This is a genomic window from Acinetobacter sp. C26M, from assembly GCF_023702675.1.
GTDB lineage: Bacteria > Pseudomonadota > Gammaproteobacteria > Pseudomonadales > Moraxellaceae > Acinetobacter.
Genome location: NZ_CP098478.1, coordinates 3,085,262 through 3,111,724 on the forward strand (window position 1 = coordinate 3,085,262; position 26,463 = coordinate 3,111,724).

Below are 26,463 nucleotides of genomic sequence, written 5' to 3' on the forward strand. Positions count from 1 at the left end.
TAAGAGGTTGCTCATGTTAGACCGCACTCCTTCTCGTGAATTGCAAGAACATCTTTGGGTTTTCCCGATGGACTATCCGATCAAATTGATTGGTAATGCAGGGGATGAACTTCGAGTGGCTGTTGTTGATATTTTGCAGAAGCACTTCCCTGAATTTGATGGCGAATCAGTAAAAGTTCAGCCGTCACGTACAGGTAAATACCATTCTCTGACTGCTCAACTGCGCTTTGAAGAGTTGGAACAAGTTCATGCCTTATATGCTGACCTTGCAGCCTGTCCTTTAATTAAGACAGCGCTTTAATAAAAAAATCCAAAATACGAAAGTGTTTTGGATTTTTTTTATAGGAATAAAAATGCAAAACACTGATGATGAATTCTACGAACGAGCTGACCAACACATTCGCCTGTCTAATCAGCAAATTACGAAAGAGATAGGAAAAGGGAAAGTAAGCGCCTCTATGCTTTTTGCAACATCCCGTTTTAATGCTTGGATCAGCGCAAGTGGATGGGAAACAGCAGAAGAACTCGCTAATGCAAAACAAGAAACTATCGAATACTTTCTTGCTGAATATCGTAAAATGCTTGAAGAAAATTTAGATGAATATATCGAAAATTTTGAAGAGTATATGTTTATCCCACCTAAATGATGACTTAAACACTAATCAATTCAAAGCCGCAAAGGGAATCCTGTTGTAATGAGTGCTGCAAAACCGACTTTAATCATTCGTTGTTTCAATGATCTACAAGATTACACCACTCGTTTTGAAGCAATGAAAGACTTCACAACACACCGTGATGAAACCACCCCTGATGAAGTCTGGTTATTACAACACCAAGATGTCCTGACCCAAGGACAAGCAGGCAAAGCAGAACACATCCTCATGCAGAGCAACCTTCCAATCGTACACACAGATCGTGGTGGTCAAGTCACTTGGCATGGCAGAGGTCAGTTGGTTGCCTATTTCCTGTTAGACCTGAATCGCTTGAAATGGCATGTTCGTACCTTGGTTAGTTTTGCAGAACAAGCCATGATTGATCTACTCAAACAATATAAGATCAATGCCTATGCCAAACCAGATGCACCTGGCGTCTATGTCGATGAACGTAAAATTGGTTCACTCGGTTTTAAAATCCGTCGTGGTCGTAGTTATCATGGTCTTGCCCTGAATATTGACTGTGACTTAACTGGATTTCAGACCATTAACCCATGCGGGTACGCAGGTTTAGAAATGGTACGCTTACAGGACTTACTTGAAGATTATCCAAGCTTTGAACAGCTCTGTGATACTTTCATTGCTTATTTAAAAAATACTGATTTCTTTAATGACCTTGTAGTCAAATCTGAATAATTTACTTTTCAATTCTAATAAAATAAATTAGAGTAAATACTCTAAATTAGCTTTTGCATAATTTTAACAAGGGATACGCAAGTGATTTCAACCAAAGCAGTGAAGCCCACGTTGCAATTTGCCTACGTCAAACTCATGATGGATGTTGTGGGTCGTGGCCTCGTGATGGCAAGCCAAGTGGATGATGAAGTACAACAGGAAGTGTCGAAATTTCCTGTTGGTTTTATCCTTTCAATGAATGTTTTCCCCAATGGACCTGCATTTGTTGCTCGAGTAACCGAACAAAAACAATTAGAGCTATTGTCCAATTACAAAGGCAAGCCTGATTTAACCATTACCTTCAAGCATTTAACCCATGCATTTTTGGTATTTTCTTTCCAAGAAAGTACCGCGCAAGCCTTTGCCAATGACCGTATGATTGCCGATGGTGATGTTTCAAGCGCCATCCGTCTAGTGCGCTGCTTGAATAAAATGGAAGCCCTGATTTTACCTAAGCTAATCGCTTCACTTGCAGTCAAGCGCTACCCTGCTGAATTAACATTAAAAGAAAAATTCACGGGTGCAAAAAATATTTATCTTAAAGTCGCAAAATCATATCTCAAACGGAGCGCATAACATGGCTAAGCCTTATTACGAGTTTTTCTGTCCTGTAAAAGTCATTGCTGGTAACGCTGCCTTAGAGCATATCCCATTTGAACTTGCGACACTTGGTGCAAAACGCCCGATGATCATTACCGATAAAGGTGTGCGTGCCAATGGTTTGCTCAGCCCAATCGAAGCAGCATTCAGCACTACTGATGCGGTGATTGGTGCGATCTTTGATGATGTTCCACCCGATTCAAGCTTGGAAGTTGTTCGCTTAGCAGCAGAACTTTACCGTAAGCAAAAATGTGATGCGATCATTGCGATTGGTGGTGGCTCAGTCATCGACACCTCTAAAGCGACCAATATCTTGGTGTCTGAAGGTGGTGATGATTTATTGCAATATTCAGGTGCACATAACCTGCCAAAACCACTCAAACCATTCTTCGTGATTCCAACCACCTCTGGTACAGGTTCGGAAGTCACCATGGTGGCTGTCGTTTCCGACACACATCGTAATGTGAAACTGGCATTTGCTTCATATTACCTCATGCCACATGCCGCGATTCTTGATCCACGCATGACTCAGACTCTACCACCGCATCTTACTGCTCTGACAGGCATGGATGCACTAACTCACTGTGTAGAAGCCTACACCTGTTTGGCAGCCAATCCACTCAGCGATGCCTATGCCAGTGCAGGGATTAAAAAGATCAGTGAAAACCTGTTCAAAGTTCTAGACAACCCAAGCGATGCACAAGGTCGTTTAGAGCTTGCACAAGCATCCACCATGGCGGGGATTGCCTTCTCTAATTCAATGGTGGGCTTAGTTCACTCATTGGGTCATGCGCTTGGTGCAGTTGCCCATCTGCCCCACGGCTTATGCATGAACTTATTCCTGCCATACGTTCTGGAATACAACAAAGAGATCAATGGCGACAAGATTGGTGAATTACTGCTGCCTCTCGCGGGCGCTGATATTTACGCTCAAACACCAGCCAACTTACGCGCTGACAAAGCAATTTCGACGATTTTAGCCATGCGTGATCGCTTATTCAGCTTGACTAAATTGCCACGTACTTTACGTGAAACAGGTAAAGTCACTGAAGCGCAACTGGATGAGGTTGCAGACAAGGCACTCAATGATGGTTCTATCATTTACAACCCGAAAGAAGCAAACCTGCAAGACATTCGTGCAATCTTACAAAAAGCATGGTAATACATTAAGTTAAATCAAGTATTCCTGCGTAAAAGCCTCGATATTGATTGAATATCGAGGCTTTTCATTTTTAAGTGAATCTTTATTCATCTATTTATTTACCCAATTGGCAAAAAAATTGCTAAAAAAAGCATAAAAGTACTGACAATTTATAGTGTTTTAGGATAGATTGGCGCACTTTCGTTTTTTGTACGGGGGATCGTTTTTGTCTCAAACGATCCTTAACACTATGGCTGATCTTTGATCAACGATTATGAGGATAACGCCGTTGACAAATTTATCTGGGACTCAACCAACAGCGAAGCTTCAAAAGAATCTTGTGCTTTGGCACATCATCATTATTGGCTTGGCTTATATTCAACCATTAACTTTATTTGATACATTTGGTTTAGTATCTGAAAGAAGTGGTGGTCATGTACCGACTTCCTACATATTTGCCTTAGTTGCAATTCTTTTAACGTCGATCAGTTATGGTCACATGATTCGTCGTTATCCATCTTCTGGTTCTGCATATACCTATGCCCAAAAGTCGATTCACCCTAATGTTGGTTTTATGGTGGGTTGGTCTTCGTGGTTAGATTATTTGCTCTCTCCTCTAGTCAATATCATCCTTGCTGATATTTATTTGAGAGCATTATTCCCAGAAGTAAACAACTGGATTTGGGTGATTGGTTTAACCATCCTGATGACGGTGATCAACCTGTTTGGTGCACGTTTTGTCGCGCGTTTTAACAGTACCATCGTGGTGATCCAGCTCGGTGTGATTTTCTACTTTGTGTATCAGGTCTATATCCTGCTCACACAAGGGGTTTATGCCGATGGCACACTGAATCCAGACAAAGCTGAGTTATGGTCACTTGCGCCATTCTGGAATGAAATGACCTCTGTCGGGGCGTTAATTGCAGGTGCAACCGTTCTATGCTTCTCATTTACGGGTTTTGATGCGCTTTCTTCACTTGCTGAAGAAACCAAAGATGCTGAGAAAACTTTGCCACGTGCAATTTTTACCACAGCATTGCTTGCAGGTATCATCTTCATTGTCAGCACTTACTTTATTCAGCTTTACTTCCCAAGTAATCCAAATACCTACTTCAACCCACTGGATGAGTCTCAGCCAGTTATGGTTGCTGCGATTGGTAGTCTGGCATTTAAGACCATGGTTTTATACTTTGCGGTCGTGGCAGTGATGGCATCAGGTATTTCGGCACATGCAGGTGTATCGCGTTTAATGTATGTGATGGGTCGTGATGGCGTGATCAATAAGAAGTTATTCGGTCATATTAGCCCACGCTTGCACACCCCAACTTACAACATCTTGATTGTAGGTGTTGTTGCACTGTCTGCTGGTTTCCTTGATCTTGAGCATATCGTGAACTTGATTAGCTTCGGTGCTTTAACTGCATTTAGCTTTGTTAACTTCTCGGTGATTTCTCGCTACGCGTTGCGAGATGGCAAGAATAAGACACCAAAAGATATTATCAGTTACATCATCATTCCTACACTGGGTTTCGCCAGCGTGTTTATGATGTGGTTAGAAATTGACAAATTGGCTTTACAGATTGGTCTGGCTTGGGCAGTAATCGGTGTCGGTTATCTTGCTTATAAGACTAAAGGCTTCAAATACAATGCGCCACAGCATAATGAATTTGATGACAGACATTAATCTGATAAGTTAATAAAAAAGGCGCTCAATGCGCCTTTTTTATGGCGTGAAAATTTAGCCGTGCAGCTTTTCAACAATCGATTTCACACGTTTTGCATAAAGCTTCGCTGTTTCCAAGTCTCCTGTTGGGATCTCATCGGTACTCGCATCTGATGGCGATTGAACCAACAAGCCAACTGAACCACCTAAATTGTTTACATCTTCACGTTTTGCATTTTTAGTATTGGCAGGCAATAATCCCAAGCTCACCCAAATACCGCCATGCTGTGAAGCTAAAGTTTGTAACTGAATCAAGGTGACCTGCTTATCGCCATTCAAGCTCGCGCTATTGGTAAAGCCTGCAAAGACTTTATCCTGCCAGCCACGGGTAAACCAGATTTTTGAAGAAGCATCGGCAAACTTTTTAAACTGCCAAGGGGCTGCCGCCATATAGGTTGGCGCTCCAAACACAATACCTTGTGCCTCATTTAAAGTCTGCCAGTCTTGCTCGGTAATCTCACCATTCTGATCAATTTCAATCAGAGAGGCGTCAATCGCACCCGCAAAAGTTTCAGCAACCACTTTGGTATGGCCATAGCCTGAGAAATAAACAACCGCAATTTGTGTCATGAGAGTATCCAAAATTTTTCAAAAGTTCGATTTAATGATATATTTTAGAAACTAGGTGTCAATTAGTTACCAGATGGTAACTAGGGACATTCAATTGGGAATTTGAGGGTTTTAGCTATGAATCAGGCATTAAAATATGATATTTATCAACAACATTGCCCTGCTCGGTTATTTTTTGAAAAAATTGCAGACAAATGGGTACTGATGATTATCAATGTGCTTGCGCGAGAGACCCAACATTTCAATTTATTGAAAAAAAGCATTCAAGGCATTTCACCGAAAGTATTGTCTCAAAAACTAAAAATGCTTGAACGCGATGGTTTTATTGAACGACAGGTACAAGATACCGCACCAATTCGAGTGGATTATTCACTCACCGCACTTGGTTTAGAAGTCGCGGAAATGGCGTATCAACTCAAAGATTGGGCTGAAAGTAATATCGAACAAGTCATCTATGCTCAACAACGGTTTGATTCAATTCAAGAAGAATAAACAAGACGATATGGTGAGGTTCATATGTATCCACAACCTTTAATTGCAGTTGCAGATGTCGAGAAAACCAGTCAGTGGTATCAAACTGTGCTTGGCTTAAAAAGCGGGCATGGCGGCAAAGACTATGAACAGTTGCTGTTTGAGCAGAACATGGTACTGCAACTGCACCAATGGCAAGCGCATGATCACCCACATATCGGAGATCCGAAACGAGTGATTGGTAACGGCATTTTGCTTTGGTTTGAAAGCGATCAATTTGATGAGATTGTCAAAAAGCTACAAACCCATCAAGTTGAAATTTTGGAAGGTCCTAAATATAACCCCAACGCACATCATCGCGAAATTTGGTTTAAAGACCCAAATGGCTATACGCTGGTTGTGGCAAGCCCATATGGAGATATCTAAGCTGGGAAATTAGAGTTGTTTAAAACCCTGTTGTCGCCACGCTTCATAGACAATCACAGCAGTTGCATTAGAGAGGTTTAAACTTCTTGAATTTTCAGCCATCGGTAAACGGATCCACTGTTCTTGCGGGAACATGAGACGTACCTGCTCAGGCAGACCACGAGTTTCAGGCCCCATCAACAAGGCAACTGGACGATTCAGATCAACCGTATGCGGTGTCGCTGAGCCTTTAGTGGTGAGTGGAAAAATATGCTCTACCCCTTTGGTTTTTAAGTCAGCAAGGCAAAGTTCGATATTGTCCCAGATTTGCATTCTTGCCCATTCGTGATAATCCAATCCTGCACGTTTCAACTTTTTATCATCCAGCTCAAAGCCTAATGGTTTGACCAAATGTAGTTGCGCACCTGTATTGGCACATAGACGAATGATATTACCTGTATTCGCTGGAATCTCAGGCTCGTATAGGACGACATGAATCACAAATTTTCTCTACTTTTCATAATCCCTCCTAGCCTCCCTTTGAAAAAGGGAGGAACTCCTCCTCTTTTTTAAAGAGGTGAGGAGCGGTTATAGCTCCGCAAGGAGGGATTCTATTGCCATTTTAACTGTTCACGTAAACTCACCACTTCACCAATAATGGTTAAAGTTGGTGCTACGATCTGATGTTCAGATACTTTGGTCGCGATATCTGCCAATGTACCCACCACCACTTTTTGATCAGGAGTAGTACCTTTAGAAATTAGGGCCACAGGCATGGTTGGACGTTGACCATGTGCAATCAATTGTTCACAAATGCGCTCCAAACCGACCAGTCCCATATAAAGGACTAAAGTTTGGTTTTCATAAACCAACTCATTCCAAGGTAATTCAGGTGAGCCTTCTTTTAAATGCCCTGTCAAGAACCGTACGCTTTGTGCATAATCACGATGCGTCAGTGGAATACCTGCATAGGCAGAACAACCTGAAGCTGCGGTAATACCTGGAACAACTTGGAAAGTCACATTGGCTTCCACCAATTCTTGAATTTCCTCTCCACCACGGCCAAAGATAAAGGGATCGCCACCTTTTAAACGGCAAACACGTTTACCTTGCTGTGCATATTCCACCAATAAGGCATTGATGCCGTCTTGTGGAACCGAATGATTAGAACGGGCTTTACCCACATAAATCTTTTCAGCATCACGGCGACACAATTCCAAGATGGGTGCAGACACCAAGCGATCGTAAATCACCACATCGGCTTGCTGCATCAAACGTAAGGCTTTTAAGGTCAAAAGCTCGGGATCACCTGGACCTGCACCCACTAAATACACCTCACCTTTCGGTGCAGTCCATTCCGTTAAAGCCTGCTCAATCAGATCATTTGCCACTTCAATATTGTCATTGAAAACCTGTTCTTTCAGCGGACTGGCATACAAGTTTTCCCAGAAGATACGACGCTCATCTGGATTGGCAATTTTGGCTTTCACTTGCTTACGCCACTGGCCTGAAAACTCAGCCAATTTGCCCATACCGTGCGGCACGATGGTTTCAATCTGAGTGCGCAGCTGTCTAGATAAAACGGGTGATGCTCCATTGGAAGCAACCGAAATCACCAACGGTGAGCGATCAATAATCGCAGGCACCATAAAGCGGCAATGCGGAATATCATCGACACTGTTGACCAGTAGATTACGCTGTTCACACTGTTCAAATACCGTTTTATTAACATCAGGTTGGTCTGTCGCGGCAATCACTAAGCGATACGCTGTTACCAAAATGGTTTCAGAAAAAGGCGCTTGTATATATTGTCCCGTTGATTGCTCAACAAGTTGACCTAATTCAGGAATGATGTCTGGTGCAATCACATCAACAATTGCACCAGCTTTGACGAGCAGGTTTGCTTTGCGGTAGGCAATATGCCCACCACCCACAATCAGACAACGTTGCTGCTGCAACTTTAAAGAGATTGGGAAAATTTCCACGTCACGCCTCTATATTTTCAATCTGATTGAGCTTAAGCAAAAACTATGCACAAATTCGATGCAAAGTTTAGTCGATGTAGCTAACACCGCCCATATATGGACGTAAAACTTCTGGAATTTCGATTGAACCATCAGCGCGTTGATAGTTTTCCATCACCGCAAGTAAGGTACGACCAACTGCCAAGCCAGAACCATTCAAAGTATGCACCAATTCGATCTTCTTCTGATCAACACGGTAGCGTGCTTTCATACGGCGTGCTTGGAAATCGCCCACATTTGAGCAGCTTGAGATTTCACGATAAGTATCTTGGCTCGGTACCCATACTTCTAGGTCATACGTTTTGACTGCACCAAACCCCATGTCACCACCACAGAGCAAAATCTTACGGTATGGTAAGCCCAATGCCTGCAAAATGCCCTCTGCGTGTGCAGTCAACTCTTCAAGTGCCTGCATAGAGTGCTCTGGTTTTACGATTTGCACCATTTCGACCTTGTCGAATTGATGTTGACGAATCAAACCACGAGTATCACGACCATAAGAACCCGCTTCACTGCGGAAACATGGGGTGTGTGCAGAATATTTCAGTGGCAAACGATCCGCATCAATAATTTCGTCACGCACGAAGTTGGTTACTGGCACTTCAGCGGTTGGAATTAAGTAATACTCTTTTTCACCTTGTAGCTTGAACAGATCTTCTTCAAACTTAGGCAATTGACCTGTACCACGTAAGCTGTCTGCATTGACCAAATACGGTACATAAGCTTCGGTATAACCATTTTTAAGGGTATGTGTATCCAACATGAACTGGGCTAAAGCACGTTGTAAACGCGCCAAAGGTCCTTTCAATACGCTGAAACGTGAACCTGTTAATTTGGTCGCTGTTTCAAACTCCAGACCACCCATCATTTCACCAAGATCGGTATGGTCTTTGATCTCGAAATCAAACTGGCGTGGTGTACCCCACTTTAAGATTTCAAGGTTATCACTTTCATCTTTACCAAAAGGAACAGATTCATCTGGCAAGTTTGGAATCGCCAATGATTTTTGTTCAAGCTCAGCTTGCAACTCAGCCAAAGCCACTTCTGCAGCTTTGATTTCATCACCAATGGCCGCCATACGCGCCATGATCTCAGAAGCATCTCCACCCGACTTTTTGATTTGACCGACTTGCTTGGCACCAGCATTACGCTCTGCTTGTAAGTTTTCAGCTTTGGATTGCAAATCTTTGCGGCGAGCTTCTAAATCAGCCCACTCTTGTACATTTAGCTGAATACCACGTTTTGCCAAAGCAGCATTAACTGCTTCAATATTATTTCTGAGTAATTTTGGGTCGATCATAATCAATCATGAATAGAGAAAAAAACTGGCTATAGTGTAAGGCTTTAACCCAAAAAAATACAGCGATTGCGCAGCATCTACACATCATATGTAAATGCTGCACTAAAACTAGTTCGGATCTTTTGGTAGGCTTGGTAAATATTCAGCCTTCACAAACTGCTTGGCTGCGTAGTATGGCAAGGTCAACTCGCTCATGCCTTCTGCATAAGATGCCAATTCATAGAGTGGATAAACAAATACAATACCATTTACCCCATAGTAATAGTTATCACTGACCTGTAACTGTTCTTTTTTAATGCTGTGGTCTTCCAACCAGTTTTGATTGGATGCATAGAGTTCATCGCGTAGTTTGGTATTCATATCGGGTTTAAGCAACTCACTGACCGTAATGTGTTTTTTATTGCTCAAGTCAAAATTCACAAACTCTTGATGTGACATGCCATGTGCAGCGCCTGCAGAATAGGAATAGGTCTGAATTGCAAAAGTCGCTAGATTATAATTTTGCCCAACAAAGCGTACATAAGTGCTGCTTTCACTTTGTGATGGCTCATCTGCGGGGACTTTGACTTTCTGATCTGCAATATTCGAAAAAGCATTCGGCTCGGCCTTTTTCATACGATTGACGAAATACTCATTAATCCACTTCTGATTAGTTTCAACCGTTTGTAAATCATAAGTGGTACAGCCATCTTCCAAACACACTTTTTGCTTTGGAATTTTAACAGCCACCACTTTTGCATGAATCAATGGAATATCCACTTTTTCAGTTGCCGCTGCGGACTCTTTTTTAGGTTGGCAACCTGCGAGCACAACGACAGTCAGGATGGGAATAAGTGGAATAATTTTTGATAGTTGTGAAGTATTCATCGTCATGCAAGTCTCTGATGTTTTTCTTCACTATACAAAGCCTTGCCCTGAGATGAAATTAAAAAATGTATCCAAGCTTCACATAAAAAAAGCCGCAACATGTGCGGCTTTTTAAATCAAACAATCAATTACTGATCAATAATATCGGTACCCTTTGGCGGTGTAAAATTAAACACCGATGCTGGAATCGTCTGATTCACCTTAATATCACTGAAACGGACATACGTGGTTTGACCTAAAGAGTCCTGTAACACCATCAAATTCGGTGCCTTATTACCACCAAAACTAATGGTTAAACTCTGGAATGCACCATCTTCCTGTTTTGGATATAAGGTATAATATAGTTTAGTACGGTCAGGCTGAGTCACACGATAGGACTGCATGATCTGGTTAGTATTGCCCGATAACAATAATGCAGGGGTATTGGCAATTTGGTCATCTAAGCTTTGACGCACTGCTTGCTGCAAGTCTGGGTCATAAATCCACACCACTTTGCCTGTGGTCACAATGGTTTGTTTGGCAGGACTGGTGGTTTCCCAATAGAATTTCCCAGGACGTTCAACTTTCATGGTCCCTTTGAACGTCTGATTCATATGTTGAGCAGTTAAGCCCTTTTTCTGTGCGACTTTATTACTATTACTAGGTGCAACTTTTGTAGTTTGTTCAAAATCTGCGGTGAATCGTTGCAAGCCAGATAACTGTTGAACCAAACTTGTGGTCGCTTGCTGAGCCGATGCAGCTACAGGTGCAGCGAATACCTGACTACTCACAACTGGAGCAAGTGTCATTGCACTTAACGTTGCAGCATAAGCCATTTTTTTTACGAAATTCATAAAAACAACCTTCTATCAGATTTCTACTGGTATGACGACATCTTACTGTTTTTGATCATTAAAAAAATGAAGAAAAGCAACGGTTTTGTGTAATTCGTGTCGCAAAGTTCTGCATTATGTATGAAGTTGCAGCCTTTATGTAGAGATTGTAAGGATGAAATTCAACTTTTCGACCATTCACCGATTAACAACTTCAATATCAGATCAGAGAAATTATTCATCAACAATGCTCTAGACGAAAAATAAGAGTTTGGTAACCTAAAACCAATAACTTAAAAAAGCACCATCCATGAAAAGTCTTGCCTTTATCCACCGTAATGACACTCGATTTGCAATTGGTGATTTTTATCCCGCCCTGTCAGTCTTTTCTTATCAGGAACTCGGCAATACCACCTCCCCTTTTTTGCTTTTAGATCATATTGGACCTGGACGTTTACCACCTAAAAGTACTAAAAAAGGTGTCAATGAACATCCGCATCGTGGTTTTGAAACCGTCACCTTTGTTTTTGCTGGTGAACTGCAACATCAAGACTCAACAGGAAGTGGTGGCGTGATTAGCCAAGGTGATGTGCAGTGGATGACTGCTGCATCAGGTATACAACATATTGAACATTTCAGTCCTGAATTTCGTGAGCAAGGTGGATTATTTGAAATGGTGCAATTGTGGGTCAATCTACCCGCCAAAGATAAAATGTCTGCACCACATTATCAAAGCTTGCTGAATCACAATATACCAAAAGTTATACTCGAAAATAATGCAGGCTATGTTCGTATCGTGGCAGGACAATTTAAGAGTACGCAGGGTATCGCCCAAACCTTTAGCCCAATGCATGTATTTGATATCCATTTGGCTAAAGGACAGCATCTTATACTTCCCGCCAATCATGGTGATAGCACCTTAATTTATTTACGCAATGGAAAGCTTCAATTCTCTGCTGAAGAAGAAGTTTTAGAAGAACAAGCTTTGGCAATCATGTCTAGTTTCGACAATGATGTAGCAGTTACCGCTTTAGAAAATTGCGATTTGCTATTTTTATCCGCCCCACCATTACAAGAGCCAATCAACGGGCATGGCTTTTTTGTTATGAACAGTTATGAGGAAATTCTGCAGGCCTATGACGATTTAAAAACAGGGCAATTTGGAAAACCATAAAACTCTCCACCTTAAAATCCAGTAGGCATAAAAAAACCCGCTAAAAGCGGGTTTTTCGAACTATTAAAACTTAAGCTTCAACAGTTACATAGCGACGGCCAAATTGACCTTTCACTTCAAATTTTACTACGCCATCAGCAGTAGCAAATAAAGTATGGTCACGACCCATACCAACATTTGCACCAGCGTGGAACTCAGTACCACGTTGACGAACGATGATGTTACCAGCAGTTACAGTTTGACCACCGTAAACTTTAACACCTAACATCTTAGGATTCGAATCACGACCGTTCTTCGTCGATCCACCGGCTTTTTTAGTTGCCATGTCTATTTACTCCTCGTGTTAGCCTGCGATACCAGTAATTTTCAACTCGGTAAACCATTGACGGTGACCTTGTTGCTTACGGTAGTGTTTACGACGACGCATTTTGATAATGCGAATTTTGTCGTGACGACCATGGCCAACTACTTCTGCAGTTACTTTTGCGCCAGCTACAACTGGAGCACCGATTTGAATGTTGTCACCGTTAACAACCATTAATACGTCATCAAACGTAATAGTCGCACCAGTTTCAGCTTTCAATAATTCTACTTTAAGGGTTTCACCCTCAACAACACGGTGCTGTTTACCACCGCTTTGGATTACTGCGTACATAATGTACTCCAACATGCCCGTGTCGTCGTGCCGATAAAAGGATATACCGATCTTAAAACGAGCGCCACTGGGTTTATACAAGGGGACAAATTTTAAGTGAAAATTGATCAAACAACAAGTTATTTTGTATAAATGCACGCATAACGATAACTTGCTTGGATTTTCCAGTAAAATCAATTAGATTGATGGCGAGCTGTTTTGATTGATTCGCATCAAAATTTGAAATACATTTTTGAAAACAAAATGTGACAATAACAAACTGTGTTTTTACAGTGCCCTAAGTAAAGTAATGGCGTTTGATGAAAACCGCCTTTTTCTGTCTAATTTAAGACCAAAAAGCTCTTCATTGTGTTTTAAATGACAAATTATACAGTCTGTATAACTGTTTAGTCACAGATTAATTGATACACTTGGCAACATTACCACCTATACGAGGTTTTCCTTCATATGGTTATCGATTTTAAGCAAGACATTCTCTCCCCTGTTGCGACAGATTTTGCTGCGATGGATCACCTCATTAATGAAGGGATTAGTTCTAAAGTTGGTTTAGTGATGAGTGTCAGCAAGCATGTTGTTGAAGCGGGTGGCAAACGTATGCGCCCAATCATGTGCTTACTGGCTGCACGTGCCTGTGGTTTAGCCAATATGCAACAAGCACAGCATTTAGCTGCTGTGATTGAAATGCTACACACTGCAACCTTAGTTCATGACGACGTCGTCGACGAATCAAGTTTACGCCGTGGTCGTCCAACCGCAAATGCAACGTGGAATAATCAAACAGCAGTTTTAGTCGGTGACTTCCTCATCTCTCGAGCTTTCGATTTATTGGTCGACTTAAATAATATGACCTTATTAAAAGATTTCTCGACTGGAACTTGTGAAATTGCAGAAGGTGAAGTTTTACAACTACAATCTCAACATCAACCAGAAACCACTGAAGAAACATATTTAAGAATTATCCACGGTAAAACATCTCGTTTATTTGAACTTGCAACCGAAGGTGCCGCCATTTTGGCAGGAACTGAAGAATACCGTGAACCGTTACGTCGTTTTGCTGGTCATTTTGGCAATGCCTTTCAAATTATCGACGATATTTTAGATTACACCTCTGATGCGGAAACATTAGGTAAAAATATTGGTGATGATTTAATGGAAGGTAAACCAACTTTACCGTTAATTTCAGCATTAGCCCATTCAACTGGTGAGGATCAAGCGATCATTCGTCGTAGTATTGCAACGGGTGGTGTTGAGCAATTAGATAAAGTGATTGAGATTGTTCATCACTCGGGTGGCCTAGATTACTGTCAAAAACGTGCGCAACAAGAAACGGATGCTGCTTTAGAAGCGTTAAAAGCGCTACCAGATAATGAATATCGCCAAGCACTGATCAATTTGACCTTAATGGCTTTACATCGTCTACAATAATTTTTTTGACCGCCTATGCATTTAACGTTATCTGATCTTTTTTTAAAAATGCAGGATCAGCTTGATCAACCTCAAGCTGTTCTTGACGAACAACTTCTCATCGAACTGGTCGACCGTATACGGCCAAAAAATCCAAATAATGCAGATGAGGTCAAGCAGCGTATTCATGCGCTAATCAAAATATTATTACTCACTCCAACATCTGCAATTCTACTGCAAAACTTTTTACTTAAGCTGATCAGCCAATACAAACAGCTTAGCTTATATGCCGATAGTGGCATTTTATCGCTTGATGGTTTCTGGAACCAATTAGGGCAACGTCTAGGCGCGCACTTCCTCCCTTTGGTCGAAGACGGTCAACAGCTTAAAACCCTCATTGGGAAAGTCTTTCACCAAGAAAATGACAGTGAATGGCTCGATCTGATTGAGAATCAAGACTGGATTACACTATTCAACCTGTTAGGTGAAAGCCAAAGCAATACCAGAGAAAAGCAAATTTCAAAGAATGAGCTAATTAAAGCGATTACGGTATTGTCCTATCGGATTAGTGGTATCGGTTTATATCCTGAATTTATTAATGCCCAACCCGAAATTACCGAATATGAATCGCCTTTTTTGGTACAAAACCGAGAAATCGTAGAATTCATCGAAAAATATAAAAAACAGATTGATGATCAAGATGCGGTTGCAGTTTTACCACCACCTGATGCTTCACAAGCCTTTGTGATGCTTGATCAGTGCCGTGAGGTAGTACTAAAAATTCGCCGTGCCACCAAACGGATTGGGGTCAGTATCAGTCTGACCTACTTATTGTCGCTATTAGAACAGGCGATTGACCGTATTGAACTACTGCTAACCTTGTTAGCCAGTAAAAATGATGCACGTTATACCGCATTGGGTGAGCTGATCGTCGATTTGACCAAAGCACATTATAATGAAAAAAGTGTACGTCATTTGCTCACCTCGACCAGTGAGTTGATTGCCTTACAGGTCACTGAGAATGCCAGTAAAACAGGCGAGCATTATGTAAGTACCGACAAAGCTGGCTTCTTTGGCATGTATAAAGCTGCAGCTGGCGCAGGTGCGATCATTGCCACCATGGCGACACTGAAAATTTTAACGGCACGCTTGGTACTCGCACCGTTTGGACATGCTTTCTTATACAGCATGAACTATGCACTTGGTTTTATGCTGATTCATGTACTGCATTTTACTGTTGCAACCAAACAGCCAGCGATGACTGCTGCCGCACTTGCCTCGACTGTACAACAGCAAAAAGGCAGTAAAACTGCGCAGATCGCAGAACTGGCGGCATTGATTATTAATATTATTCGAACCCAGTTTATTGCGATTTTGGGGAATATCTCAATTGCAATCCCAACCGCGGCGCTGATTACTTATTTGTGGCAATACAATTTGGGTGAACCTCTACTCAATCATGCCAAGTCAGCCGCATTGCTACATAGTCTCAATCCATTTACCTCATTGGCTGTTCCGCATGCAGCAATTGCTGGTGTTTGTTTGTTTTTCTCTGGTTTGATTGCTGGCTATTTTGATAACTTAGCGGTTTATCGCAAAGTCGGCCCACGTTTAAAACAGCATCGCCGCTTAAAACGCTGGATGGGACAGCAACGTTTAGACAAGTTTGCCAACTATATTGAGACCAACCTTGGTGCATTAGCAGGTAACTTCTTGTTCGGGATCATGCTTGGAAGTATGGGCACAATTGGATTTATCTTAGGTTTGCCTTTAGATATCCGTCATATTGCCTTTGCTTCTGCCAACTTTATTCAAGGTTTAATGACCATTGGTGGTCCTGACATTGGTTTAATTTTGGTATCATTCTTAGGTGTTATGCTAATCGGCTTAACCAACTTATTTGTCAGTTTCACCTTAACGATTATTGTTGCTCTACGCGCACGTCGTGTTCGTTTTGCACAATGGAAGCCTTTAGCCAAGTTAGTAACAACGCATTTCTTAACGCGACCAAGTGATTTTTTCTGGCCACCTAAGCAGCCCGTAGAAGTTGAAGAGCAAACCAAGAACGCATCTTCGCATCACTAACTTTGTACAGAAAAAACGGTGAAGTACAAGTCTAACATTTGAACTATTTTTACGTATAATCAATCCACCAAAAATAGTTCAAATGGGTTGGTATTCCCTGCGTCTATTGTTCAATAGATCACTTCTCAGCCATGGTATCCCCTTTACCCTAAGGAGATACGATGACGTGAGTCCGTATCTCAATTTGAATGATAGAGATCGAAACAATGCTTCTTGATTACTGACGTCCAAAGAATTTTATAATGTACTTGAAATAAGTCGTTTATTTTTTGCTTTCGTTTAATCATGTTCTATAGCAGATATGTGGTGTATATGGTGAAACGAATAAGTTAAAAAGAGCCTATTTCAATAAGTACATATATCAATCTAAAATGAGATATACATCAAATTTTGTTATGTTTTTTTACTAGCCCTTAAAAAAACACAAAAATGAAATTATCATAAAATTTCAAGACTTGACCAAAAGTGTACTCGCGAGTACACTTTCAAACACTCAACAACCCTGAATAATGGTTAAGCAAATAATGAGTAGCGCATGCCGTACCTATTGCTTTGTATTGGTTGCTTTTTTTTAGGACTCGGTGTGATTGGATTAATGAATTCCAACGCATCAACTTTAGACCTTTTTAGTGTTCAAGCTTTTTTTGAGCACCGTTCATTTACGCTTAACCATGTGACAGTTCTGCTCTCCCGACTAGGTGGAATGCCTTTTTTACTATTTTTAACAACATTTTTGTGTATTTACCAAACGTGGATTAAAAATTATAAGAATGTGACTTTTATCGCTTTAAGTGTGAGCGGCAGCATTGTGATTGGTTGGCTTCTGAAATGGAGCATTGATCGGCCAAGACCAATGGAGTTTTATCACTTGGTTCAAAGTTATGGCGCATCCTTCCCAAGTGCCCATAGCCTTTATGCTGCAACCCTTGCGAGTCTAGCCATGCTGTTGTGTCAACAGTATAAGTATCGCACCAGTGTCATTTTAGTATCTACTTTATGGTTTATATTCATGGGGATATCTAGAGTTTATGCAGGGGTTCACTTCCCAACTGACGTACTTGCTGGTTGGGGAATTGGGTTGATTTGGACTTCGTTGCTTTGGTTAGGGCTGTATCAAAGCACTTTCAGCAACAATTTGTTTTTAGATAAAAAATCTAAATTGAGGTGGAATAATGATGTCGGCTAAGCTTTGGGCTCCTGCCCTAACTGCTTGCGCATTAGCAACAAGCATTGCGCTTGTTGGTTGTAGCAAAGATCCTAAAGATGCACAGCAAGCTGCTGCTGCTCAAAAAATGCCACCTCCAGAAGTTGGTGTCATTGTTGCGCAACCACAAAGCGTTGAACAAAACGTCGAACTGTCAGGACGAACCTCTGCATATCAAGTTTCGGAAGTACGCCCTCAAACAGGTGGCGTAATCTTAAAACGATTATTTGCTGAAGGAAGCTACGTTCAAGCAGGTCAAGCACTTTATCAAATTGATGCAAATACCAACCGCGCAACGGCAGACAGTGCTCGTGCAACGTTATTGCGTCAACAAGCAAACTTAAATGCATTACGTGTGAAAGAAGGCCGTTATCGTCAGCTTGTCGGAACAAATGCTGTTTCTAAACAAGAATATGATGATATCAATGCTCAAGTAAAATTGGCTGAAGCTGATGTAGCTGCGTCTGAAGCTGCATTGAAAAATGCTGAAATCACTTTGGGCTACTCAACTGTTCGCGCGCCAATTTCTGGTCAATCTAGCCGCTCTTCGGTAACGCCTGGTGCGTTGGTGACTGCAAACCAAGCTGATCCACTGGTCACGATTCAACAACTAGATCCAATCTATGTTGATATCAATCAATCCAGTGCTGAATTATTGCGTTTACGCCAACAACTCAGTAAAGGCAGCTTGAATAACAGCAACAATACCCGTGTCAAAATCACGCTGGAAGATGGTTCTGAATACCCAGTTGAAGGTCAACTCGCTTTCTCTGATGCGAGCGTGAATCCAGATACAGGTACTGTGACTTTACGTGCAGTCTTCTCAAATCCAAACCATTTATTATTACCAGGTATGTATGCAACGGCTAAAATTTCGCAAGGAGTTTTACCAAACGCTTATCTGATCCCTCAAGCAGCTGTGTCTCGTTTACCAACAGGACAAGCAATTGCTTTAGTGGTAAATGCTAAAGGTGCGATCGAAACACGTCCAGTTAAAACTGTGGGTGTCAAAGGTCAAGACTGGATTGTAACCGAAGGCTTACAGGCTGGTGATAAAGTTGTTGTTGATGGTGTTGCCAAGGTAAAAGAAGGACAAGAAGTGTCTGCTAAACCTTATCAACCAAAAGCAGCTGAAGGTCAAAATGCAGCACCAAAAGCTGCTGAACAACAAAAGCAAGCCAATTCACCAAAAGCTGAACAAAAAGCAACTTCAGAAGCTTAAGGGGTAGATTGCATGGCTCAATTTTTTATCCATCGCCCAATTTTCGCTTGGGTGATTGCACTGGTCATTATGTTGGCGGGTATTATCACGCTTACAAAAATGCCAGTTGCACAATATCCGACAATTGCCCCCCCCACGGTAACTATTTCTGCAACTTATCCTGGGGCTTCTGCTCAAACTGTTGAAAATACCGTAACCCAAATCATTGAACAACAAATGAATGGTTTGGATGGCTTACGTTACATTTCATCGAACAGTGCGGGTAATGGTCAAGCATCGATTAACTTGAACTTTGCACAAGGTATCGATCCAGATATCGCACAGGTTCAAGTTCAAAACAAACTGCAATCAGCAACAGCGCTTTTACCTGCTGACGTACAACGTCAAGGTGTAAAGGTAACTAAGTCTGGTGCAAGCTTCTTACAAGTTATTGCTTTTTACTCGCCAGATAACAGCCTTTCTGCATCTGACATTAAAGACTATGTGAACTCAAATATTTCTGAGCCACTGAGTCGTGTGGCGGGTGTAGGTGAACTCCAAGTGTTTGGTGGTTCATATGCAATGCGTATCTGGTTAGATCCAGCAAAGCTGACGAGCTTTAACCTGACACCAAATGATGTTGCGACAGCCATTCGTGCACAAAACTCTCAAGTTGCAGTTGGTCAGCTCGGTGGTGCGCCATCGACTGCGGGTCAAGTACTCAACGCAACCGTGAATGCACAAACCATGTTGCAAACCCCTGAACAGTTTAAAAACATCTTCCTGAAAAATACTTCAGGTGGTGCTCAAGTTCGTTTAGGTGATGTTGCACGTGTAGAACTGGGTTCTGATAACTACCAATTCGACTCGAAATTTAATGGTAGCCCTGCAGGTGGTGTTGCAATCAAACTTGCAACAGGTGCCAATGCACTGGATACAGCTGCTGCAGTTGAAAAGCGTTTATCTGAGTTACGTCATAATTATCCAAGCGGCTTAAAAGACAAGCTTGCGTATGACACGACGCCATTTATTCGTCTATCAATTGAAAGTGTTGTCCATACGCTGATTGAAGCAGTAGTGCTGGTATTTATCGTAATGTTCTTGTTCTTACAGAACTGGCGCGCAACGATTATTCCAACATTGGCTGTACCTGTGGTTGTACTCGGTACATTTGCCGTGATTAATATCTTCGGCTTCTCAATCAACACACTCACCATGTTTGCAATGGTACTTGCCATTGGTCTATTGGTGGATGATGCCATCGTTGTGGTTGAGAACGTTGAACGGGTAATGCAAGAAGAACATCTCGAACCGATTCCAGCGACTGAAAAGTCAATGAGTCAGATTTCGGGTGCCTTAGTCGGTATTACCAGTGTGTTAACAGCGGTATTCGTACCGATGGCATTCTTCAGTGGAACCACTGGTGTTATTTATCGTCAGTTCTCGATCACGCTGGTTACCGCGATGATTCTGTCATTACTGGTAGCATTAACCTTTACCCCTGCCCTGTGTGCGACCTTGTTAAAACAACACGATCCAAACAAGCAGGAAAGCAACAATATTTTCGCGCGTTTCTTCCGCTGGTTTAACCGTAGCTTTGAAAAACTTTCAGAGAAATACCAAGGCGGTGTCAATCGTATGACCCACCACAAGTTATTCTCTGGTGTGCTTTATATTGTTGTCATCGCAGCTTTGGTTGGTATCTACAAAGTATTACCATCTTCTTTCTTACCAGAAGAAGACCAAGGTGTGGTCATGACCTTAGTTCAGTTACCACCAAGTGCGAGCTTGGAACGTACTGATAAAGTCATTGATACCATGACGGGCTACTTCTTGAATAAGGAAAAAGAAAATGTAGAGTCGATCTTTACCGTTGCTGGTTTCTCATTCACAGGGGTAGGTCAAAACGCGGGTCTTGCCTTTATTAAATTAAAAGACTGGAGTGAGCGTACGACACCAGAATCACAGATTGGTGCCATTATTCAACGTGGTATGGCATTGAACATGATTGTGAAAGATGCGTCTTACATCATGCCATTGCAGTTACCGGCAATGCCTGAATTGGGTGTCGCTTCTGGTTTCGATATCCAGTTGAAAGATGCAAGCGGTCAAGGGCATGAGAAGCTGATTGCTGCACGTAATGCGATTTTAGGTATGGCATCTCAAGACAAACGTCTTGCGGGTGTACGTCCAAATGGTCAAGAAGATACACCACAGTACCAGATCACCATTGATCAAGCACAAGCAGGTGCAATGGGTGTCAGTATCGCTGATATTAACAACACCATGAGCATGGCTTGGGGTGGTTCGTATATCAATGACTTCGTTGACCGTGGTCGTGTGAAGAAAGTTTATGTCCAAGGTGAAGCGGATACTCGCATGATGCCTGAAGACTTGAACAAGTGGTATGTACGTAATAACAAAGGCGAAATGGTTCCTTTCTCTGGCTTTGCCAAAGGTGAATGGACTTATGGTTCACCTCGTCTAGAACGTTATAACGGTGTATCTTCTGTTAACATTCAAGGTACTCCTGCACCGGGTGTCAGCTCTGGTGATGCAATGTTGGCGATGGAAGAAATCATTGGTAAGTTACCTTCTATGGGCTTAACTGGTTTCGACTATGAATGGACAGGTTTATCTTTAGAAGAACGTGATTCTGGTAGCCAAACAGCTCCACTCTTGGTTCTTTCATTATTAATCGTGTTCCTGTGTCTTGCTGCACTCTATGAAAGCTGGTCAGTCCCTGTTTCTGTATTACTGGTTGTACCTTTAGGTATCGTCGGCGCATTTACATTGACATGGTTAGGTATGCTGATTAAAGGTGATCCAAACTTATCCTTTAACATTTACTTCCAGGTTGCGATTGTTGCCGTAATTGGTCTATCCGCGAAGAACGCGATCTTGATCGTCGAATTTGCGAAAGAATTACAGGAACAAGGTGAAGAGCTTTTTGAAGCAACTCTACATGCTGCAAAAATGCGTTTACGCCCAATTATCATGACCACACTTGCATTCGGTTTCGGTGTTTTACCGTTAGCTCTAGCAAGCGGTGCTGGTGCTGGTAGCCAACACTCGGTCGGTTATGGTGTACTTGGTGGTGTAATTTCATCAACGCTTTTAGGTATTTTCTTCATCCCTGTGTTCTTCGTGTGGATTCGTAGTATCTTTAAGTACAAACCTAAAACTTTAAATACTCAGGAGCATTGATCGTGATGCAAACTGTATGGTCTATTTCCAGTCGTGGCATTGCAATCTCTGCACTCGCGCTTTCTTTGGCTGCCTGCCAAAGCATGCGCGGGCCAGAGCCTGTTGTGAGTTCAGATGTTCCTGAAAGCTTCGCGTCTTATGGTAATGCTTCTGGAAAATCAATCGCAGAACAAGGTTACAAAGATTTCTTTGCTGACCAACGTTTATTACAAGTGATTGATCTGGCGCTTGCCAATAACCGTGATTTACGTACTGCCGCTTTAAACATTCAAAAAGCGCAACAGCAATACCAAATCTCGGAAAACAATCAATTGCCGACTATTGGGGCAAGTGGTAGTGCCGTTCGTCAAGTCACCCCTAGCCGTGACCCTAATAACCCGTATTCAACTTATCAAGTTGGCTTAGGCTTAACTTCATATGAATTGGATTTCTGGGGTCGTGTACGTAGCTTGAAAGATGCAGCTTTAGATAGCTACCTCGCAACACAAAGCTCACGCGATGCAACGCAGATCAGTTTAATCAGCCAAGTCACTCAAGCATGGTTAAACTACTCATACGCGAATGCGCAATTGAAATTGGCGGATCAAACGCTAAAAGCTCAACAAGACTCGTTTAACTTAAACAAGAAACGTTTTGATGTGGGTATTGATAGCGAAATCCCTGTGCGTCAAGCACAAATTTCAGTTGAAACTGCACGTAATGATGTCGCGAACTACAAGACTCAAGTTGCTCAAGCACAAAACTTGTTGAACTTGCTTGTTGGTCAGCCAGTTCCTCAGAACTTGCTCCCTCAACAACAAGTTGCACGTATTACGCAACAAAGTGTGTTTAGTGCTGGCCTACCAAGTGACTTACTCAACAACCGTCCAGATGTAAAAGCGTCTGAATACCAGTTAAGTGCTGCGGGTGCGAATATTGGTGCTGCTAAAGCCCAACTGTTCCCAACCATTAGCCTGACTGGTTCTGCTGGTTATGCATCAACTGATTTGAGTGACTTATTCAAATCTGGTAATGGAGTCTGGTCAATTGGTCCAAGCTTGAATATCCCAATTTTTGACTGGGGTACACGTAAGGCCAATATCAAAATCTCTGAAACCGATCAGAAAATCGCACTTGCTAACTATGAAAAGTCAGTACAGTCCGCTTTCCGTGAAGTGAATGATGCTTTGGCAACGCGTGCTAACATTGGCGACCGTTTAACCGCGCAACGTCGTTTGGTTGATGCAACCAATACCACTTATAAGCTTTCAAATGCCCGCTTCCGTGCTGGTATTGACAGCTATTTAACCGTATTGGATGCACAACGTTCTGCTTATTCAGCTGAACAAGGCTTATTGTTGCTTCAACAAGCAAACCTCAACAACCAAGTTGAACTGTACAAAACTTTAGGCGGTGGTCTCAAAGCATCTAGCAGTGAAACGGTAACGCACCAGCCATCTAGCTCAGAACAACACTACGCAAAAAAATAATTTCATCTTTTGCGAATAAAAAAGCTCACTTCGGTGAGCTTTTTTATTGCAACCATGACCAATATTTCTTATCTTCAAACTGAATATATTGATGATTTAGAAAATACAATGTTACTAAGCAGTTTAGAGTCTGTACCTGGTCATGAAATCTTACGCCAGCTAGATGTGGTGTATGGCAGCACCGTTCGTAGTAAACATGTGGGCCGTGATTTGATGGCAGGCTTAAAGAATATTGTGGGTGGTGAATTGACGGGCTATACCGAATTGCTGGAAGAATCACGTCAAGAAGCGACACAACGTATGATCGATAAGGCAAAAGCTCTAGGTGCCAATGCCATTGTCGGTATTCGTTTCTCGACTTCAAATATTGCCCAAGGCGCATCAGAGTTATTTGTCTATGGTACCGCAGTAGTGGTACAACCCGTTGCACCTAAACTTCCTGATCCATTTGGCGCATAGGCAAAATTATGGATGGATTCATTTTTCAGATTGTCCTGTTTCTGATCCTATTTTCAGTCGGTTGGGGTTTTGGTCGTCATATCGAGCAAAAGCACTTACGTGAGCTGGATCAGAAAGAACAGCAATTTTCCCATATCCGTATCGATACCAATCGCTTTGTCGAAACCTCAGCCTATGGGCAAATGGTGAGCAGCAATGTGGTGATCTCCCATGATTATTTTAAGTATGTACTGGCAACCATTCGAAACTTCTTTGGTGGACGTCTAGTCAGCTATGAAAGTGTGGTGGAGCGTGCGCGTCGTGAAGCTGTAGTTCGCCTGAAGCAAGAGGCGCATGCCATGGGGGCGAATCATATTATGGGGGTTCGGCTCAGTACTACAGAATTGGGGATGCAAGGTGGTATGGTTGAAGTCTTTGCCTATGGTACGGCAATCGTAAACGCTCAACATTGATGACAGTAGCCTATTTGGGAATTACTGTACTACCCATAAAATAAAAAATGCCTCAAATCATGAGGCATTTTTTATCGCTTAGATTTTAAAATTAATGAAATAAAACAATCGCCTTTTGTAAGGTAAACCAAATCCCTACCAATAAAGGGAGGCCTACCACCAACCAAGCAAGTACCACAGTAATGGTCTTAGATGGTGCATGTGCTACATTATTTTCTATGCTTAGATCTTGTGATACTTTCTCATGCGCTAAAGCCTTTTCTGCGGCTAATTCCGCATCTGTCATATATTGATCTTCATCGACAGGTTTGATCAAGAGATTAAGCACAAACCCAACTGCCAACATCCCCGCTAAAATATACATGGCAACATCATAAGATTGTGCCTGAGTTACACCGTGCGCCAGTTGATAATCACGAATATTGGTAATCAGTAACGTTCCCAATATCCCTGCGACAGACCATGCGGTAAGCAAACGCCCATGAATGGCCCCGACCATTTGCGTACCAAAAATATCTGCCAAATAGGCTGGTACCGTCGCGAAACCACCGCCATACATCGACAAGATGACACAGAAAGCTAAAACGAATAATGGCAAATTTTCAGCATGTGCCAAGTGTGGAATTGAGACATATAACAAGAAGCCCAACGCGAGAAAAATAAAGTAGGTGTTTTTACGACCAATAAAGTCCGATGTCGATGCCCAGAAGAAACGCCCAGCAATATTAAATAAGGACAGTAAACCCGTAAAACCTGCTGCAAAAGTTGCAATCTGCATTTTTTGCTCTGCGTTTAATTCATTAATTCCCACATCTAAACCGATGAGGCGTCCGCCAAATACCTCCTGTAATAACGGCGAAGCCATCGCTAAAATGCCAATACCAGCAGATACATTTAGACAGAGCACGCCCCAAATTAACCAAAACTGCTTGGTTTTCCATGCCTTATTTAAATGAACATGACGATTGGTCACAAGACCCGTCGCCTGCGTTACGCTCGGTTGCCAGCCACTCGGTTTCCAATTTGAAGGCGGAATGCGGTAACCAAATGCACCACCGATCATAAAAATAAAATAAACGACAGCCAGTACCAAAAACGTTTGCCAGACACCAACAGAGGTATCCGTTGCAAAGAGCTTCATTAACTTATCTGCCAATGGCGCACCAATCATGGCGCCTCCACCAAAGCCCATAATGGCAAGACCTGTTGCTAAACCACGACGGTCTGGAAACCACTTAATCAGGGTAGATACAGGTGAAATATAGCCAAGCCCAAGCCCGATGCCCCCTATTCCACCTCCCAACCACAATAACCACAACTGATGTGTATAAACACCCAGTGCAGATAAGATCAAACCACTCGCCCAACAAAATGCCGCAACCACGCCTGCCTTTCGCGGTCCTGCATGTTCAAGCCAACCACCAAACAAAAATGCGGATGAACCTAAAAATACAAAAAACAGCGTGTACATAATGCTTAATGTAGACACACTCCAGTCGCAGGATGTAGTGAACAACTGCTCAAGCAGACCTATATTTTTACATTCGATCGGGGCATCAATTCCCAATGCTTTGGATAATGGCAACCAGAACACGGAAAAGCCATATGCCATACCAATACTGAGATGAATCGCTAACGCGGCAGGAGGCAATAGCCAACGGTTATAACCAGAATGGGCAATCGTGCGTTCCTTGGCCAAAAGTGAAAGTCGTCTTTCCATGTACAATCTCCGTGCCTTCACTGCTAAAGAAAGGTTAGTATTATTCATTTGGATCTAGGCAGCCATTCGCGCTTATGCCAGAGCTTTGTATTATGCTTATTTTTCAGTGAAGACCAATCAAATGATTGTGCA

General features: G+C 42.2%; 26 protein-coding genes. 17 read left to right on the forward strand and 9 right to left on the reverse strand.

Going from position 1 to position 26,463, the window contains the following annotated elements; translation table 11 throughout:
• Nucleotides 1-13: 13 nt before the first annotated feature.
• The 6 genes from NDN11_RS14085 to NDN11_RS14110 all read left to right on the forward strand — a co-directional run bounded on the left by NDN11_RS14085 (nt 14) and on the right by NDN11_RS14110 (nt 4,813).
• Nucleotides 14-301 (forward strand): YbeD family protein, encoded by a 288-nt coding sequence (locus NDN11_RS14085; RefSeq protein ID WP_167249575.1) that lies wholly within the window; start codon nt 14-16, stop codon nt 299-301.
• Between the two features lie 52 nt (nt 302-353).
• Nucleotides 354-647, forward strand: coding sequence for a DUF3144 domain-containing protein (locus tag NDN11_RS14090; RefSeq protein WP_251109992.1), 294 nt, complete (start codon nt 354-356; stop codon nt 645-647).
• Between the two features lie 48 nt (nt 648-695).
• A complete protein-coding gene (gene lipB / locus NDN11_RS14095) occupies nt 696-1,349 on the forward strand; it encodes a lipoyl(octanoyl) transferase LipB (RefSeq protein WP_251109993.1) in 654 nt (217 codons plus the stop codon).
• A gap of 81 nt (nt 1,350-1,430) precedes the next feature.
• Nucleotides 1,431-1,964 carry a hypothetical protein gene (locus tag NDN11_RS14100; RefSeq protein ID WP_251109994.1) on the forward strand — a complete coding sequence of 178 codons (534 nt, stop codon included), beginning with the start codon at nt 1,431-1,433 and terminating at the stop codon, nt 1,962-1,964.
• A 1-nt stretch (nt 1,965) separates the two neighbouring features.
• Nucleotides 1,966-3,150: an iron-containing alcohol dehydrogenase gene (locus tag NDN11_RS14105; RefSeq protein WP_251109995.1), complete on the forward strand. Its 1,185-nt coding sequence runs from the start codon at nt 1,966-1,968 to the stop codon at nt 3,148-3,150.
• A 268-nt stretch (nt 3,151-3,418) separates the two neighbouring features.
• Nucleotides 3,419-4,813: an APC family permease gene (locus NDN11_RS14110; protein ID WP_241312017.1), complete on the forward strand. Its 1,395-nt coding sequence runs from the start codon at nt 3,419-3,421 to the stop codon at nt 4,811-4,813.
• Between the two features lie 54 nt (nt 4,814-4,867).
• On the opposite strand, the gene NDN11_RS14115 is transcribed toward NDN11_RS14110, so the two are convergent.
• On the reverse strand, nt 4,868-5,422 hold the full coding sequence (locus NDN11_RS14115; RefSeq protein WP_251109996.1) for a flavodoxin family protein: 555 nt from the start codon (nt 5,420-5,422) through the stop codon (nt 4,868-4,870).
• 117 nt (nt 5,423-5,539) lie between these two features.
• Between NDN11_RS14115 and NDN11_RS14120 the strand changes: the two genes are divergently transcribed.
• Both NDN11_RS14120 and NDN11_RS14125 read left to right on the forward strand, forming a co-directional pair.
• Nucleotides 5,540-5,914 carry a winged helix-turn-helix transcriptional regulator gene (locus NDN11_RS14120; RefSeq protein WP_005150311.1) on the forward strand — a complete coding sequence of 125 codons (375 nt, stop codon included), beginning with the start codon at nt 5,540-5,542 and terminating at the stop codon, nt 5,912-5,914.
• A gap of 24 nt (nt 5,915-5,938) precedes the next feature.
• On the forward strand, nt 5,939-6,319 hold the full coding sequence (locus NDN11_RS14125; protein WP_251109997.1) for a VOC family protein: 381 nt from the start codon (nt 5,939-5,941) through the stop codon (nt 6,317-6,319).
• 9 nt (nt 6,320-6,328) lie between these two features.
• Here the strand turns inward: NDN11_RS14125 and NDN11_RS14130 are convergent, their stop codons facing one another.
• From NDN11_RS14130 to lolA, 5 genes are all read right to left on the reverse strand, one after another.
• Nucleotides 6,329-6,799 (reverse strand): tRNA (cytidine(34)-2'-O)-methyltransferase, encoded by a 471-nt coding sequence (locus NDN11_RS14130; RefSeq protein WP_251109998.1) that lies wholly within the window; start codon nt 6,797-6,799, stop codon nt 6,329-6,331.
• A 110-nt stretch (nt 6,800-6,909) separates the two neighbouring features.
• Nucleotides 6,910-8,283 (reverse strand): siroheme synthase CysG, encoded by a 1,374-nt coding sequence (gene cysG, locus NDN11_RS14135; RefSeq protein WP_251109999.1) that lies wholly within the window; start codon nt 8,281-8,283, stop codon nt 6,910-6,912.
• 67 nt (nt 8,284-8,350) lie between these two features.
• Nucleotides 8,351-9,622 carry a serine--tRNA ligase gene (gene serS / locus NDN11_RS14140; RefSeq protein ID WP_005205904.1) on the reverse strand — a complete coding sequence of 424 codons (1,272 nt, stop codon included), beginning with the start codon at nt 9,620-9,622 and terminating at the stop codon, nt 8,351-8,353.
• Nucleotides 9,623-9,730: 108 nt separating this feature from the next.
• Nucleotides 9,731-10,495, reverse strand: a complete 765-nt coding sequence (locus NDN11_RS14145) for an RsiV family protein (protein WP_251110000.1) — start codon at nt 10,493-10,495, stop codon at nt 9,731-9,733.
• Between the two features lie 122 nt (nt 10,496-10,617).
• Nucleotides 10,618-11,322 (reverse strand): outer membrane lipoprotein periplasmic chaperone LolA, encoded by a 705-nt coding sequence (gene lolA / locus NDN11_RS14150; protein ID WP_251110001.1) that lies wholly within the window; start codon nt 11,320-11,322, stop codon nt 10,618-10,620.
• 289 nt (nt 11,323-11,611) lie between these two features.
• Here lolA and NDN11_RS14155 point away from each other — a divergent pair, with 289 nt between their 5' ends.
• Nucleotides 11,612-12,475 carry a pirin family protein gene (locus NDN11_RS14155; RefSeq protein WP_167249591.1) on the forward strand — a complete coding sequence of 288 codons (864 nt, stop codon included), beginning with the start codon at nt 11,612-11,614 and terminating at the stop codon, nt 12,473-12,475.
• Nucleotides 12,476-12,545: 70 nt separating this feature from the next.
• Here the strand turns inward: NDN11_RS14155 and rpmA are convergent, their stop codons facing one another.
• Together rpmA and rplU are read right to left on the reverse strand one after the other, a co-directional pair.
• Nucleotides 12,546-12,800 carry a 50S ribosomal protein L27 gene (gene rpmA / locus NDN11_RS14160; RefSeq protein WP_004640422.1) on the reverse strand — a complete coding sequence of 85 codons (255 nt, stop codon included), beginning with the start codon at nt 12,798-12,800 and terminating at the stop codon, nt 12,546-12,548.
• Nucleotides 12,801-12,818: 18 nt separating this feature from the next.
• Nucleotides 12,819-13,130 carry a 50S ribosomal protein L21 gene (rplU, locus tag NDN11_RS14165; RefSeq protein ID WP_004652230.1) on the reverse strand — a complete coding sequence of 104 codons (312 nt, stop codon included), beginning with the start codon at nt 13,128-13,130 and terminating at the stop codon, nt 12,819-12,821.
• Nucleotides 13,131-13,577: 447 nt separating this feature from the next.
• Between rplU and sdsA the strand changes: the two genes are divergently transcribed.
• From sdsA to NDN11_RS14205, 8 genes are all read left to right on the forward strand, one after another.
• Nucleotides 13,578-14,555 (forward strand): All-trans-nonaprenyl-diphosphate synthase, encoded by a 978-nt coding sequence (gene sdsA / locus NDN11_RS14170; RefSeq protein WP_167249593.1) that lies wholly within the window; start codon nt 13,578-13,580, stop codon nt 14,553-14,555.
• Between the two features lie 15 nt (nt 14,556-14,570).
• Nucleotides 14,571-16,619: a site-specific recombinase gene (locus NDN11_RS14175; RefSeq protein WP_167249595.1), complete on the forward strand. Its 2,049-nt coding sequence runs from the start codon at nt 14,571-14,573 to the stop codon at nt 16,617-16,619.
• Nucleotides 16,620-17,154: 535 nt separating this feature from the next.
• On the forward strand, nt 17,155-17,805 hold the full coding sequence (locus tag NDN11_RS14180) for a phosphatase PAP2 family protein (RefSeq protein ID WP_167249597.1): 651 nt from the start codon (nt 17,155-17,157) through the stop codon (nt 17,803-17,805).
• Entirely contained in the window at nt 17,792-19,045 is a 1,254-nt protein-coding gene (locus NDN11_RS14185) for an efflux RND transporter periplasmic adaptor subunit (protein ID WP_167249599.1), read from the forward strand. The genes NDN11_RS14180 and NDN11_RS14185 overlap by 14 nt, the downstream gene beginning before the upstream one ends.
• A gap of 12 nt (nt 19,046-19,057) precedes the next feature.
• Complete coding sequence (adeJ, locus tag NDN11_RS14190) at nt 19,058-22,231, forward strand: multidrug efflux RND transporter permease subunit AdeJ (protein WP_251110002.1); 3,174 nt, start codon at nt 19,058-19,060, stop codon at nt 22,229-22,231.
• Between the two features lie 5 nt (nt 22,232-22,236).
• Nucleotides 22,237-23,700 (forward strand): multidrug efflux RND transporter AdeIJK outer membrane channel subunit AdeK, encoded by a 1,464-nt coding sequence (gene adeK, locus NDN11_RS14195; RefSeq protein WP_251111550.1) that lies wholly within the window; start codon nt 22,237-22,239, stop codon nt 23,698-23,700.
• Nucleotides 23,701-23,808: 108 nt separating this feature from the next.
• Nucleotides 23,809-24,159, forward strand: coding sequence for a YbjQ family protein (locus NDN11_RS14200; protein WP_005227055.1), 351 nt, complete (start codon nt 23,809-23,811; stop codon nt 24,157-24,159).
• An 8-nt stretch (nt 24,160-24,167) separates the two neighbouring features.
• Entirely contained in the window at nt 24,168-24,611 is a 444-nt protein-coding gene (locus NDN11_RS14205; protein WP_251110003.1) for a YbjQ family protein, read from the forward strand.
• Nucleotides 24,612-24,702: 91 nt separating this feature from the next.
• Here NDN11_RS14205 and NDN11_RS14210 read toward each other — a convergent pair whose 3' ends face one another.
• On the reverse strand, nt 24,703-26,331 hold the full coding sequence (locus NDN11_RS14210; protein WP_251110004.1) for an OFA family MFS transporter: 1,629 nt from the start codon (nt 26,329-26,331) through the stop codon (nt 24,703-24,705).
• Nucleotides 26,332-26,463: the final 132 nt, after the last annotated feature.